This window comes from Pseudoalteromonas sp. CNAT2-18.1, assembly GCF_022347865.1.
Lineage (GTDB): Bacteria > Pseudomonadota > Gammaproteobacteria > Enterobacterales > Alteromonadaceae > Pseudoalteromonas > Pseudoalteromonas ruthenica.
The window spans coordinates 418,153-431,041 of the sequence record NZ_JAKRFR010000003.1; the positions used below are offsets into that span (position 1 = coordinate 418,153).

Here is a 12,889-nt window from a genome sequence, read left to right on the forward strand (position 1 = left end):
TTAAGACTGGGTTAAAGGTACTTAGACAAGTACTTTTTGTACATCGGATCTGAGGCGGCTAATTCGCGCTGCTCTGCAAGAATGTCCTTAAGTATCGCTTTCGATGTGAGTGGGTTCGCCAATACCACACGAAATACCACCGTAGGCTGATAGCCGTAGGCAGCCGGAGTCAACCGGGTACGCGATACAAATGAACGCCCCGCCTCACGCTGGCGCTTTTGCATGCTAGCGGTGAAACGATTCAATGCGGCGTAAATATCCAGCTTGGTTTGCTCATCCGCCTGCTGCAACCGTGCCTTTATTTTCTCTGGAACATAACGGTAGGTTAATAAGCACAGTTCAGGCTCGGAGATCAGTTCAAAATCCGCTTCCGATTTAATTAAATCAGCGAAAAAGCGCGCTTTCTCTAAGCTTTTATCGATCAGCATCTCATAGCCTTTACGACCGATAATACGTAAGCAGGCATGCACCAACATCGCCATTCCCGGGCGGCTACCCTCTAAAGTATGACTGCCTAAATCTTTTGAACCTTTACGCAGTATATATTCAGCGTGGTGCTCTATGGCGTCGGTCGCGCTGGGGTCTTTAAATAACACGATTCCCGCGCCCATAGGCACATACATTTGTTTGTGCGCATCAATGGTGATGGAGTCTGCACGCTCAATGCCACTGAGCAGATGACGGTGATTATTCGATAACAAGGTGGCTCCACCCCAAGCCGCATCGACATGGAAGTGACAGCCTAGCTCCTCGGCCAGATCAGCCATGTCATTCAACGGGTCGATATTGCCGGTTTCGGTGGTCCCAGCGACTCCCACCAAGGCCATCACTTTGATGCCTTGGGCTTCGAGGGCACGTGCCTCTTTGCGCATCGCCGCAACATCGACTTTATTATCTTCATCGGTAGGAATCGCGATAAAGTTATCGCGGCCAATACCGAGCACATCGGCGGCCTTACCAAGGGAATAATGGCCTCGCTCGGAAACCAATACCGCCAAACCTTTGTAGCCGTAGTGGAACATCGCCGACACCAATCCTTGGGCGCCAATGCCTTTAAAATCACCTTCGGCCTTAAGCAAGCAGTTGCGCGCTATCCACAAGGCGGTAATGTTCGCCACCGTGCCCCCGGAGCAAAACGCACCGAGCGAGGTTTTGGCGCTATGCATCCACTTGTCGTAAAACTTTTGCTCGCGACCATACGCCATATGATGCAGCATGCCGACCACTTGGCGCTCTAACGGAGTAAAAGCTTTGGAGGTTTCGATCTTTACCAGGTTTTGGTTAAGACCCACCATGAGTTTGGACAGTGGCAGCACAAAATGAGGCAACGCCGAGGTCATATGACCAATAAAGCTCGGGGCAGCGGTATGCACGGAATGCGCTACCAGCTTTTCCATGATGTCCTGAGCATGGGCACTGACAAACATCGGCTCTTCGGGAACCTGAGCTGATTCAAAGTCGCGCTCGATTTCATGCAGCGGTTTTTCAACCGCAGCAATGTTCTCATTTAAAAAGCCAGCTAGATTACTAGAAATCTCGGCTTCTATTTTACTGAGCGTTGAGTCCGGTGCCTCTGGCACCGTAAAGACGCGCATCAAGCTCTGCTCTGATGCGACGGCAAAACGCTTATCACTCATGACATACCTAAATGCATTGGCTTTAAGGCGGTGACGGGTTGCTTAAAGCAGTTCAATTTAATTGCGCTCACTTTATAGCAATCACCTTAGAAAGTCTTGCAGCTTTGGTCAAATTTAAGAAAGTTAGGTGAATTTTTTACGACATTACCAGCATAAGCGGCACTTATACTGGTACAAAAGAATGAATTAACAATGCCTCATCTAAGGCTGCGCGCATGGATTGAACATGCGCACACGACCTTTAAGCAATGCTCGGTAAACTATCTATTGGCCAGCGCGGCATAACTTGCGTGCTCACATCACCAGTTTGTCCTGCTTTTAGGCGCTGCATGCCGGCGTAGGCGATCATCGCACCATTATCTGTACAAAAAGCTGGGCGCGGATAGTACACCTCACCTTGCATGCCTTGCATTACCTTCGCCAACTGTTCACGTAAATAAGTATTGGCACTGACTCCACCGGCAATCACTAAACGTTTTATACCGGTTTGCTTAAGTGCTCGCTTACACTTAATCGCCAAGGTATCGATTACGGCTGTTTGAAAAGCATGGGCAATATCAGCCTTCGTTTGTGAGTCGTCCCCTTCATTACGAATGGTATTCGCCGCAGAGGTCTTCAACCCGCTAAAGCTAAAATCCAAGCCAGGTCTGTCGGTCATTGGTCGGGGGAACTTAAAGCGCCCCGGCGTGCCTTGCTCTGCCAACTTCGCCAATAAGGGTCCGCCAGGATAATCCAACCCAAGTAACTTTGCGGTTTTATCGAAGGCTTCACCGGCAGCATCATCCACCGACTCACCGAGCACTTGGTATTCACCGATATTGCTAACCTTTACCAACAGCGTGTGCCCTCCGGATACCAACAGAGCCACAAAAGGAAACTCTGGTACTCGCTCTTCCAACATTGGTGCCAGCAAATGCCCTTCCATATGGTGAACCGCCACAGTAGGGAGCTGCCACCCATAGGCTAAGGAGCGTGCAATGGATGAGCCTACTAATAAGGCCCCGACAAGGCCTGGGCCTGCGGTATAGGCCACACCATCTAAATCCTCAGGGCCACACTTTGCTTCGGCAAACGCAGCTTCAATTAAAGGCAACGTTTTACGCACATGATCGCGCGATGCTAATTCAGGCACCACGCCGCCATAATCGGCATGCATTTTCACTTGGCTATATAATTGATGCGCAAGCAAACCTTGTTCATCGTCATAAATAGCAATCCCGGTCTCGTCACAGGAAGATTCTATTCCCAAAATGCGCAATGTGAGTCTCCTACATGGGCTTAGGTGGCATGGATAAGGCCGCATATTCTACTTGGTTGCTGCAATTTTACCAGTATTGTGATATTTATTCTTTACACACGGGGGTAAGTCGGATTACAATGCCGCACCATTTTTGAACCACTTGATCATAATTTGATCAGATGAGTGAAGCTCATTTAGTTAGGTAGGTGAATTTTTAATGCCAGTAGTTAAAGTAAGAGAAAACGAGCCGTTTGACGTAGCTCTACGCCGCTTCAAGCGTTCATGTGAAAAAGCAGGTATCCTTTCAGAAGTTCGTCGTCGCGAGCACTATGAAAAGCCAACCGCTGCGCGTAAGCGTAAAAAAGCGGCTGCTGTTAAGCGTCACATGAAAAAGCTTTCTCGCGAAAACGCACGTCGCGTTCGTTTATACTAATCGCTTTCCGGTCTTGATGTCATGAGTCTTTTAGATACCTTAAAAGATGCACAAAAAGACGCGATGCGTGCCAAGGACAAAATGCGCCTTGGTGCTGTGCGTTCAGTATTAGCAGCCATTAAACAGCGTGAGATCGACGAGCGCATTACCTTAGACGAAGCCGCGATTACCTCGGTTATCGTTAAGCTCGTTAAGCAACGCCGTGATTCTTATACTCAGTATAAAGACGCCGGTCGTGACGATCTCGCTGATGTGGAAGCTGCTGAAATTGCGGTTTTAGAGGAGTTTCTTCCAAAGCCACTGAACGAGGATGAGATCAATCAACTGATTGATAACGCCATCGCCGACACCGGTGCCCAAGGCATGCAAGACATGGGTAAAGTGATGGGCGTAATTAAGAGTCAAGCTGAAGGCCGTGCCGATATGGGCAAATTATCAGGTCTTATTAAACAGCGACTCAGCGCCTAGATTGCGAAAGCAAATTCAAGCAAACCGAGCCTCGTGCTCGGTTTCTTCGTTTGTGCACGATTGAAAAATAAAGTCACTGTGGCAGCTCCATTTCTTCGTGGCGATTGATATACTACTGAGATTCTCTATTCCCAATTAGGTGTTAGCAATGGCAGGCAAGATCCCACGGCAATTTATTGATGATCTTTTAGCTCGCACCGATATTGTAGAGTTAATAGACGCGCGCGTTAATCTAAAAAAAGCAGGCAAAGATTATCAGGCCTGTTGCCCTTTCCATAACGAAAAAACACCCTCGTTTACCGTCTCTCAAGACAAACAGTTTTATCACTGCTTTGGTTGTGGCGCCAATGGCAACGCCATCAGCTTTGTCATGGAATACGATAAACTCGACTTTGTTGATGCTATCGAGGAGCTCGCCAGTTTATTGCACCTCGAAGTGCCAAGAGAGCAAGGCCATAATAATTCCGAGCGCCCCCCTGTCAGTCAAGAACAAAAGCGCTCAGACTATGAATTGATGGAACAAGCAGCACGCTATTATCAGCAGCAGTTGCGCCATCATGCTAACTCACAGTTGGTGATTGATTACCTTAAAGGGCGAGGCCTCAGCGGCCAAACGGTTAAAGACTATCAAATTGGCTATGCCCCGAGTGAGTGGGAAGCCTTGTGCCAGACTCTAGGGAAAAACCCCAAGCAAAAGCAGCAGTTGATCGAGCTTAAACTGGCCACCCAAAAAGACAATGGCCGCACCTTTGATTTCTTCCGTGACCGACTGATGTTCCCTATCCGCGACCGTCGCGGTCGGGTCATTGCTTTTGGCGGACGTATCATGGGCAGCGATGATAACGGCCCTAAATACCTAAACTCACCTGAGACCCGGGTATTCCATAAAGGTTTTGAGCTGTACGGTTTTTATGAGGCTAAGCAAGCGCACAAAAAGCTTGAGCAGTTACTCATTGTTGAAGGCTATATGGATGTGGTGGCCTTGGCTGAGCATGAAATTAAATATGCCGTTGCCGCCTTGGGCACTGCGACCACCGCCGAACACATGCAATTACTGCTGCGGGCCACCGACAAAGTTATTTGTTGTTATGATGGCGACCGCGCGGGTCGCGACGCGGCTTGGCGCGCGCTTGAAAACGCCCTGCCCTATTTAAAGGACGGCAAAGCTCTGAAGTTCGTGTTTTTGCCGGACGGCGAAGACCCCGATTCATTGGTACAGCAAGAGGGCAAAGCAGCCTTTGAACAACGCTTGGGTGACGCCAAAGATTTTATCGAGGTGTTTTTTGCTCGTTTGAGCGAACATATAGATCTTACTCAGGATGCAGGCAAAGCCAAGTTACTAAGTGAAGCCTTACCACTGATTGAAAAAATTCCCAGTGAGTTTTACCAAGAAAGCCTATTAGAACGTTTAGCACGGTTTATTGGCCGCACTCGGGAACAACTCAATGCCAAGCTCAAAACCCCAAAACAACAAAAACGGGTTGAGAGCCAATTTAAAATGACGCCCATGCGCACCGCCATCGCGCTTATGGTGCAACACCCGCAATTGGCACCTACGGTTGAGTACATGCCAGAGCTTGCCAGTTTAGGTTTACCGGGTTTGGAATTGTTTTTAGCCATTCAAAAACAATGTTTAGACAATCCACAAATTACTACCGCACAGTTGTTAGAAAGTTACCGTGAACGCCCTGAATACGGCGCGCTTACTAAGCTTGCGGCGTGGCCACACCAAATAAACGACGAGGTTTTGGAACCTCATTTCCAACAAACGGTCAAATTCATTGAAGATCAGTGTTTAAATCATCGCCTCGAGACCTTATTAATAAAGGACAAGACGCAAGGTTTAAGCTTTGAAGAACGACGTGAATACGCGCTACTAACGCAAGCACTAAAAGGCAGTGAAGTGCTCGAAAGCTAGCCAGAAAAAACTCGGTCTGTTATAATACGCAATTCACTGCGTCAAACCGGCTTGGGGCTCCCAGCTTAGGTTCTTAAGCTGACGCCTGTTGTATCAACTTATCAGGGTGGAAGAGCAAATCTCTATGGATCCAACTCCTCAGTCACAACTAAAACTTCTGATTCAGAAAGGTAAAGAGCAAGGTTATCTTACATTCGCGGAAGTGAACGATCACCTTCCACAAGACATCATTGACTCGGATCAGGTCGAAGACATTATCAGCATGATTAATGACATGGGTATTAAGGTCAGCGAGTCTGCCCCTGATGCCGATGAATTAATGATGGCTGAAACGACCACGGATGAGGACGCAGCAGAGGCTGCGGCTGCAGCCCTGGCAACGGTAGAAAAAGAGATCGGTCGTACTACGGACCCTGTGCGCATGTATATGCGTGAAATGGGGACGGTTGAGCTACTTACTCGTGAGGGCGAAATTGATATCGCCAAGCGTATTGAGGAAGGCATCAACCAAGTACAGATTTCTGTTGCTGAATATCCAGAGGCTATCTCGCACCTACTTGAACAGTGGGACATGTTCGAAGCCGAAGAAATTCGCTTGAGCGACATCATCACTGGCTTTTTCGATCCCAACGAGGACGAAACACAAATCTCTGCCACACACATTGGTTCTGAATTGAGCGAAGAAGAGCTCGATGACGAAGACGATGATGCTGACAGCGATGACGATGATGAAGAAGAAACCGATAACGGCCCAGATCCGGAAGAAGCGCGCGAGCACTTTGAAAAGCTTCGTGCCTTGTACACTGGCGCACGCGAGATTTTCGAGCAAAAAGGCCGTTCGCATCCCGATGCTAAAGCCGCGATTATCGAGATCGGCGAGCTATTTCGTACCTTCAAACTAGTACCGAAGCAATTTGATCGCATGGTTAACAACATGCGTGCAATGATGGATAAAGTGCGTGTGCAAGAACGCATCATCATGAAGCAAGCGGTACAAGTTGCTAAAATGCCAAAGAAAACGTTCGTTAAGCATTTTGCTAATAACGAAACCGATGCCTCTTGGCTTGATGCCGAAATCGCCAAAGGCGAGAGCTACTCAGCGAAATTAAGCGAGCTTAAACCGGAAATTGAACGTTGCATCAATAAGCTAAAACAGATTGAGCAAAGCACCGGTTTATCCATTGAGCGTATTAAAGACATCAACCGTCGTATGAGTATTGGTGAGGCGAAAGCCCGCCGTGCGAAAAAAGAGATGGTTGAAGCAAACTTACGTCTGGTTATTTCAATTGCCAAGAAATACACCAACCGAGGTCTGCAGTTCTTGGATCTGATCCAAGAAGGTAACATCGGCTTGATGAAAGCAGTAGATAAATTTGAATATCGCCGTGGTTATAAGTTCTCAACTTATGCAACTTGGTGGATCCGTCAGGCAATCACTCGTTCGATTGCTGACCAAGCGCGTACTATTCGTATTCCGGTACATATGATTGAGACCATTAATAAGCTCAATCGTATCTCGCGTCAGATGCTTCAGGAAATGGGCCGCGAGCCAAACCCTGAAGAACTGGCTGAGCGCATGCTAATGCCTGAAGATAAGATTCGTAAGGTATTAAAAATCGCTAAAGAGCCGATTTCAATGGAGACGCCTATCGGTGACGATGAAGATTCGCACTTAGGTGATTTCATTGAGGATACCACCATTGACTCGCCAATCGATTCAGCGACTATGGAAAGCCTTAAAGGCGCGACTCACGAAGTACTGGCAGGCCTGACAGCCCGCGAAGCAAAAGTACTACGTATGCGTTTTGGTATCGACATGAATACCGACCACACCCTAGAGGAAGTGGGTAAGCAGTTTGACGTTACTCGCGAGCGTATCCGTCAAATCGAAGCGAAGGCACTGCGTAAGTTACGCCATCCATCGCGCTCTGACCTGCTGAAGAGTTTCTTAGACGCCAGCAAATAAGCCGCGTCTTACACACTACATCAAGGCCGCTTTTTAGCGGCCTTTTTTAACGAGGATTTACAATGGCTTGGATCCAAATCCGCATTCGTGCCACCGAGTCAACGGCTGATGCCATTAGTGATCACCTTATGGACATCGGTTGTCCATCGGTGACCTTCATGGACACTAAAGACACGCCTATTTTTGAACCCCAGCCCGGGGAAGTAAAATACTGGGCAGAAACCACAGTGATTGGCCTGTTTGAGGCCAACCACGATATGCAAGCCGTGGTTGACTACCTAAAAGTACAGCCTGAGCTGAAAGAGCAGTTTCATTATAAAATTGAGCAACTTGAAGACAAAGATTGGGAACGAGAGTGGATGAAAAACTTCCACCCTATCCGCTTTGGCGAGCGTTTATGGATTTGCCCAAGCTGGCTCGATGTGCCAGACCCCAGTGCGGTTAATGTTATGCTCGACCCAGGTCTGGCCTTTGGCACCGGCACCCATGCTACTACCGCGCTATGCTTAAAGTGGTTAGAAGGCCTCGATTTAAGCGGCAAAACTGTGGTCGATTTTGGCTGTGGTTCCGGTATTTTGGGTATTGCGGCCATCAAGTTAGGTGCTGCCCGCGTTATCGGTATAGATATCGACCAGCAAGCCCTCGATGCCAGTCAAGACAACGCCGCACGTAATGGTGTTGCTGAACAGCTAGAGGTGTATTTGCCACAAAACCAACCTCATCTTGAAGCTGATGTGGTGGTTGCTAATATTCTTGCCCAGCCCTTGCGTGAACTTAATGAAGTGATTCTCAGCTTGCTAAAATCCGGCGGTGACATCGCGCTATCCGGAGTGCTGGCTGAGCAAGCGCAATCGGTAGCCAGTCATTATGACCAGCAAGTAAGCCTCTCCCCTATCGAACAAGAAGGGGATTGGGTGCGCATCAGCGGGGTTAAAAAGTAACCACAGCTGACACTATTTGCGCAGCGGACAATTGTCCCTGCGCGACTTTTTTACACTTTTTACGCATCATCAACACCCCGCAGAGTAAGCTTTCACGGGCCTGTGTTCACAAAACGAACAAAAAAATCACTCCCTCAGCTCGTTACCAAATGTCAATACGAAAAGTTTAAAAAAAAAGCACTTTTGTTCAATTTATAGCCTTTGATTTTGGCGCAAAAAACCGTAAACTTAGCGCCCCTTGAAACGAGGTGAATTGAGTCGCTGTGCAAATTGGTCCGTACCAGTTAGAAAACAACTTAATGGTCGCTCCCATGGCTGGGATAACCGACCGCCCTTTTCGACAACTCTGTCGTCGATTAGGTGCAGGCCTCGCGGTCTCCGAGATGTTGTCTTCCAACCCAAAGGTTTGGCGTACAGCTAAATCCATGGGCCGTATGGATCACAGTGGTGAGTCAGGTATTCGTTCCGTGCAAATTGCCGGTGCCGACCCTGAACTTATGGCGCAAGCCGCACAATTTAACGTTTCCAATGGCGCGCAGATCATAGATATCAATATGGGCTGCCCGGCAAAAAAAGTGAATAAAAAGCTTGCAGGCTCTGCGTTGCTGCAATATCCAGAGTTGGTCGAAGCCATCGTTAAAGCGGTGGTTAATGCGGTGGATGTGCCCGTCACATTGAAAATCCGTACTGGCTGGGATGTGGATAATCGCAACGGCGTCGAGATTGCAGCTATTGCTGAGCACAATGGTATTCAATCACTTGCCGTCCATGGACGCACTCGTGCGTGCATGTATAAAGGCAATGCTGAATACGACACGATTAGAGCCGTGAAACGCTCAGTGTCAATTCCTGTGGTGGCTAATGGTGATATTACATCGCCACATAAGGCACAACAGGTTTTAGAGTATACGGGCGCAGATGCCATCATGGTTGGCCGAGCCGCCCAAGGTCGCCCCTGGATTTTCCGGGAAATCGATCATTATTTAAAAACCGGAACGCTGCTAGCGCCGCCTGAATTAGGCGAAGTACGCAGCATATTGATGGAGCATTTAACTAATCTGCATCAATTTTACGGTGAGCCCATGGGGGCGCGGATTGCTCGCAAGCATGTTGGATGGTATTTGCACGCTCATGACGAAAACGGTCAGTTTAGGCGAGTATTCAATGCGCTAGAAACACCTCAACAGCAGGTGGAAGCGCTTAATGAGTACTTTGAAACTTATTGCTAATCCAGAAAGAAAGAGACAATACAACGATGTTTGAACAAAATGTGACTTCTCCTTTTATTACTAACGCTCACGTTCAGTCACAAGAGAAACCACAGCCTCTTCGCGACGCTGTTAAAAAAGCTGTTCACCACTACTTAAAGCAGCTTAACGGTCAGGACGTACAAGATGTATACGAGCTTGTTCTTTCTGAACTAGAAGCACCGCTTCTAGAAGAAGTAATGACTTACACACGTGGCAACCAAACGCGTGCGGCCATCTTGCTAGGTATCAACCGTGGTACTTTACGCAAGAAGCTGAAAAAGTACGGCATGAACTAATGAATACGCAGCGCTAAGCTGCACCTAAAAGCACCTTCGGGTGCTTTTTTATTTTCGTCCATACGCGAAAATGACCAGCGCTACACCTGGTCTGGTGTTATACAAAAGCACCATCATTGTTTAAAATAAGGGATTCTAAGCAAGTCCCCTTGCCTAACCCCAAGGCGTAAGCCTAGGCAAGCTTTCACTCATTGAGGTAATCAAAACAACCATGGATACACATCGTCCAATTCGTCGCGCACTTATCAGTGTGTCTGACAAAACGGGTATCGTTGAATTCGCTCGCGAATTAGCCGCTCAAGGCGTTGACATTCTTTCTACCGGTGGCACCTGCAAGCTGCTTGCTGACAACGGCATTAAGGTCACTGAAGTATCTGACCACACCGGTCATCCAGAAATTATGGACGGTCGCGTAAAAACCCTACACCCGAAAATCCACGGTGGCATATTAGCGCGTCGCGGCCAAGATGAAGGGGTGATGAGCGACAACAACATCGATGCCATCGATATGGTTGTAGTGAACCTATATCCTTTTGCACAAACCGTTGCTAAAGCGGATTGCAGCCTTGAAGACGCCGTTGAGAATATCGATATCGGCGGCCCAACCATGGTGCGCGCAGCAGCGAAAAATCACAAAGACGTGACCATCGTAGTGAATGCGGGTGATTACACACGCGTGATCGACGAAATGAAAGCCAACCAAGGCTCAACCACCCACGCCACGCGCTTTGATTTAGCTATCGCGGCTTTTGAGCACACCGCTCAGTACGATGGCATGATCGCCAACTACTTCGGTAAGATGGTGCCAGATTACACCGAGGAAGCGGCGGCTGAGACTAAATTTCCACGCACTTTCAACATGCAATTCACCAAGAAGCAGGACATGCGCTACGGTGAAAACTCGCACCAAGATGCGGCGTTTTACGTTGAAAATGACCTTAGCGAAGCCTCTGTGGCCACCGCTAAGCAGCTACAAGGCAAGGCGCTATCATACAACAACATTGCTGATACCGACGCAGCCCTTGAGTGCGTAAAAGAATTCGATGCGCCAGCGTGTGTGATCGTCAAACATGCCAACCCATGTGGCGTATCGGTCGGTGAAAACATCCTTAGCGCCTATGACCGCGCCTTTAAAACCGACCCAACTTCCGCTTTCGGCGGCATTATTGCCTTTAACCGTGAACTTGATGGTGATACCGCAGAAGCCATCGTTGCGCGCCAGTTTGTGGAAGTGATTATTGCGCCTAGCATCAGCGAAGAAGCAGCGCAAATCGTTTCGGCAAAACAAAATGTACGCCTACTAGAGTGTGGCCAGTGGCAAGATAAAACCACCGCTGTGGATATTAAGCGCGTTAATGGCGGTGTTTTAGTGCAAGACCGCGACCAAGGCATGGTGGCCAAAGAAGAGCTAAAAGTTGTGTCTAAGCGCCAACCTACCGAGCAAGAGCTAAACGATTTAATGTTCTGCTGGAAGGTCGCTAAGTTTGTTAAATCGAACGCCATCGTATACGCCAAAGACGGCATGACCATTGGTGTGGGTGCCGGACAAATGAGCCGCGTTTACTCGGCGAAAATCGCCGGTATTAAGGCTGCTGACGAAAACCTTGTGGTTGAAGGCTCGGTCATGGCCTCGGATGCCTTCTTCCCGTTCCGTGATGGCATCGACGCCGCAGCAGCGGCTGGTATCACTGCCGTGATTCAGCCTGGTGGCTCAATGCGCGATGAAGAAGTTATCGCCGCTGCAGACGAAGCAGGCATGGCCATGGTATTCACCGGCATGCGCCACTTCCGCCACTAAAACCGCTAACCACGCCAGTGCATAATTTGTACTGGCGTGTTTTCGTAGACTATTCAAATCAATCTGTTATGTTGGCACTAAATACCAAAAACAACAGCAAGGATTAGATTATGAAACTAGGCTTGAAAACCGCGCTCAGCGCTGCTTTAGCTGTCTCTTTAAGTGCTTGTGCTGCAACCAGTGGCACCGAAGCACTCACCGATGCCGCGCAAAACGATTTGCGTAGCGAGCAAGCAAAAAGTCGCGACCAATATCGCCACCCGGTGGAAACCTTGGCGTTTTTTGGCTTCGAACCGTCGATGACCGTAGTTGAGATCTGGCCTGGTGGCGGCTGGTACAGCGATATTATCGCCCCTGCGATGAAAGGTGAAGGCACCTTTTACGCCGCCCACTTCCCTGCTGATAGCGATGTTGAGTATTACCAACGCTCACTGACCCGTTTCCAAGATAAACTTGCCAGCGACAGTGCCTACAGCGACGTTAAACTCAGTGAGTTTGCGCCTGGCACACATCATAGCATCGCTCCTGAAGGAAGCGCCGACATGGTGCTGACATTCAGAAACCTGCACAACTGGTATATGCAAAAAGACGAACAAGGCGTTAAAGATGCCTTTAAAGCCTTTTATGCAGCCTTAAAGCCCGGTGGCGTACTTGGTGTAGTTGATCACCGCTTACCCGAAAGCCGCGATGCAGGTAAAGCGAAACGCTCAGGCTATGTTAAAGAAAGTTGGGTGATTGAGCTGGCTAAACAGGCCGGATTTGAACTCGCTGCGAAAAGTGAAATCAATGCAAACCCGAATGATTTTGCCGACCATCCTCGTGGCGTGTGGACATTGCCACCGCGTTTAGCGCTAGGCGATGAAGACCGCGCTAAATATGAGGCGATTGGTGAAAGCGATCGGATGACGCTGAAATTCATCAAACCGCAATAGGATTTTTACG

At 48.6% G+C, this 12,889-nt stretch carries 11 protein-coding genes; 9 read left to right on the top strand and 2 right to left on the bottom strand.

What is annotated here, in order from left to right; genetic code table 11:
- Positions 1–11: 11 nt before the first annotated feature.
- Positions 12–1,637, bottom strand: coding sequence for a pyridoxal-dependent aspartate 1-decarboxylase PanP (panP, locus tag MHM94_RS08740; RefSeq protein ID WP_022945348.1), 1,626 nt, complete (start codon positions 1,635–1,637; stop codon positions 12–14).
- Between the two features lie 241 nt (positions 1,638–1,878).
- The gene (gene tsaD / locus MHM94_RS08745) at positions 1,879–2,895 is read right to left on the bottom strand and encodes a tRNA (adenosine(37)-N6)-threonylcarbamoyltransferase complex transferase subunit TsaD (protein WP_022945347.1); all 1,017 of its coding nucleotides are present in this window, start codon (positions 2,893–2,895) and stop codon (positions 1,879–1,881) included.
- 199 nt (positions 2,896–3,094) lie between these two features.
- Between tsaD and rpsU the strand changes: the two genes are divergently transcribed.
- The 9 genes from rpsU to MHM94_RS08790 all read left to right on the top strand — a co-directional run bounded on the left by rpsU (position 3,095) and on the right by MHM94_RS08790 (position 12,879).
- The gene (rpsU, locus tag MHM94_RS08750) at positions 3,095–3,310 is read left to right on the top strand and encodes a 30S ribosomal protein S21 (RefSeq protein WP_022945346.1); all 216 of its coding nucleotides are present in this window, start codon (positions 3,095–3,097) and stop codon (positions 3,308–3,310) included.
- A 21-nt stretch (positions 3,311–3,331) separates the two neighbouring features.
- Positions 3,332–3,778 carry a GatB/YqeY domain-containing protein gene (locus MHM94_RS08755; RefSeq protein WP_235419259.1) on the top strand — a complete coding sequence of 149 codons (447 nt, stop codon included), beginning with the start codon at positions 3,332–3,334 and terminating at the stop codon, positions 3,776–3,778.
- A gap of 148 nt (positions 3,779–3,926) precedes the next feature.
- Positions 3,927–5,696 (top strand): DNA primase, encoded by a 1,770-nt coding sequence (gene dnaG, locus MHM94_RS08760; RefSeq protein WP_235419258.1) that lies wholly within the window; start codon positions 3,927–3,929, stop codon positions 5,694–5,696.
- Between the two features lie 124 nt (positions 5,697–5,820).
- On the top strand, positions 5,821–7,662 hold the full coding sequence (rpoD, locus tag MHM94_RS08765; protein ID WP_022945343.1) for an RNA polymerase sigma factor RpoD: 1,842 nt from the start codon (positions 5,821–5,823) through the stop codon (positions 7,660–7,662).
- A 62-nt stretch (positions 7,663–7,724) separates the two neighbouring features.
- The gene (gene prmA, locus MHM94_RS08770; RefSeq protein ID WP_130148751.1) at positions 7,725–8,603 is read left to right on the top strand and encodes a 50S ribosomal protein L11 methyltransferase; all 879 of its coding nucleotides are present in this window, start codon (positions 7,725–7,727) and stop codon (positions 8,601–8,603) included.
- 263 nt (positions 8,604–8,866) lie between these two features.
- Entirely contained in the window at positions 8,867–9,832 is a 966-nt protein-coding gene (dusB, locus tag MHM94_RS08775) for a tRNA dihydrouridine synthase DusB (protein ID WP_045980568.1), read from the top strand.
- 26 nt (positions 9,833–9,858) lie between these two features.
- A complete protein-coding gene (gene fis / locus MHM94_RS08780) occupies positions 9,859–10,149 on the top strand; it encodes a DNA-binding transcriptional regulator Fis (protein WP_010374122.1) in 291 nt (96 codons plus the stop codon).
- A gap of 211 nt (positions 10,150–10,360) precedes the next feature.
- Positions 10,361–11,947, top strand: a complete 1,587-nt coding sequence (purH, locus tag MHM94_RS08785; protein WP_022945340.1) for a bifunctional phosphoribosylaminoimidazolecarboxamide formyltransferase/IMP cyclohydrolase — start codon at positions 10,361–10,363, stop codon at positions 11,945–11,947.
- A gap of 110 nt (positions 11,948–12,057) precedes the next feature.
- Positions 12,058–12,879 carry a class I SAM-dependent methyltransferase gene (locus tag MHM94_RS08790; RefSeq protein WP_045980566.1) on the top strand — a complete coding sequence of 274 codons (822 nt, stop codon included), beginning with the start codon at positions 12,058–12,060 and terminating at the stop codon, positions 12,877–12,879.
- Positions 12,880–12,889 lie beyond the last annotated feature (10 nt).